2 protein-coding genes are annotated in these 1,383 nt (G+C 52.8%); both read left to right on the top strand.

Annotation, left to right across the window (positions count from 1 at the left end; translation table 11 throughout):
• Positions 1–220 (top strand): hypothetical protein (locus V6D20_06720; protein ID HEY9815480.1); only part of this gene is annotated, 220 nt, incomplete at its 5' end.
• A gap of 291 nt (positions 221–511) precedes the next feature.
• Positions 512–1,237 (top strand): hypothetical protein, encoded by a 726-nt coding sequence (locus tag V6D20_06715; protein ID HEY9815479.1) that lies wholly within the window; start codon positions 512–514, stop codon positions 1,235–1,237.
• Positions 1,238–1,383 lie beyond the last annotated feature (146 nt).

Raw genomic sequence — 1,383 nt, 5'->3', positions numbered from 1 at the left:
GATGGGCCACCTCAGTGAGGCTCAACTGGCCGCAGCCGACATGCAGCTTTGGCTCGAAGCGGCTATCGGGGCCGGGTGCCTAACCGCCAACACAGGCCAAGACCTTTCTGACCGCTATCGCTGTATCTATCTAGCCCTCGACCACCTGATGGAAAACGCTACCGCAGCAGCCCAGCGGCGGCAGGGAGACCAGGAGACGGTTTGGCGAGCGACGGCGTGATGGGAAAGAGGGAAGAACGAAGAACGAAGAACGAAAGGTATAGCCCGCAAACAGCAGGATGAACGTTTTTCTCGTTCCTTTTCGGTTTTCCCTTTTCTCTTTTCTCTTTTCACCTTGATGCCCCAGCGGTGGCGGCAGAAATGCAAACCTGGGTACAGATCGCCATCCGGTGCAGGTATCTAAACTGCAAAGCCGGGCAAGCGCTGTTTGTAAACTATCAAACCATTTTTGCCGCCCTAGATCGGTTAGCCGAAAACGCCTCTGTTTGGGTCAAACCCCTGGAGTAAACCCATGCTAAAACGCATCCTCAACTGGCTTAGACAAGGCAATCTTGCATTGCAGGCAAAGCTTAAACCTTGGCTTGATGGCTGGTCGGGCAAAGATCGCCGAGACAAGCAACGACTCATGAAACACCTCTCTACCCTACAAGCCGAGCAAAACCTTATGCAGCAAAAGGCAGCAGACCATCAACGTCTAGCCAATCTAGAACTACGCAGTCTAGCAGCGCTCAAAAAACAGGCCGAAGACGAACGCGATGACCTGCAACTGCATGTGTGGGAACTCGAACAGCAGCTGCAAGAACTCATGGCCTACCTCTACAACAACCCTGCACCACAGCTCCCGACCCTGGTGCCATGGACAGCACCCGACCCCGCCGCAGAAACCTCGACCCCAGATTTATCGCTGATCGTCTTGGGGCTTGTGGGTGGCCACCCCACCACCCGGCGGAGCGTGATCAAAGAACTCACCACCCATTATGGGCTCAAGCATTGGGTCACGATTCCACCGCTGCGGGAAGCTAGTATCCGCAAAAGCAAGCTCAAGAAAAAACTGAGCCGCTGCAACGTGATCGTCATCATTGCCGACTACATGAGCCACCCTTTAACCCATGCCATCTATAGGCTACAAGCCTCAGGAGCCCTTAAAGGAGACGTTGTACTGCTCAACTGCCATGGCAAAAGCGGTGTTCTGCGCGACATTCTTCAGCACGTGAATCGCCAAAATATTGAGAAATGATTCATTTTGGTTGGCAATAGCAGATTATTTAGCTACTATTGCTCAAGAGCTAGCTTTTTCGCTAGGGTCTGCCGAACCTTGAAAACCGCATTATTTCGTTGACCCTAGCGAATCGCTTGCTGCACAAGGGTTTAAACCCTTTTTCC

The organism is Candidatus Obscuribacterales bacterium, from assembly GCA_036703605.1.
In the GTDB taxonomy this organism is placed as follows: domain Bacteria; phylum Cyanobacteriota; class Cyanobacteriia; order RECH01; family RECH01; genus RECH01.
The sequence above is the reverse complement of the archived record's forward strand: the minus strand, read 5'-3'. Positions and strand labels throughout refer to the sequence as shown.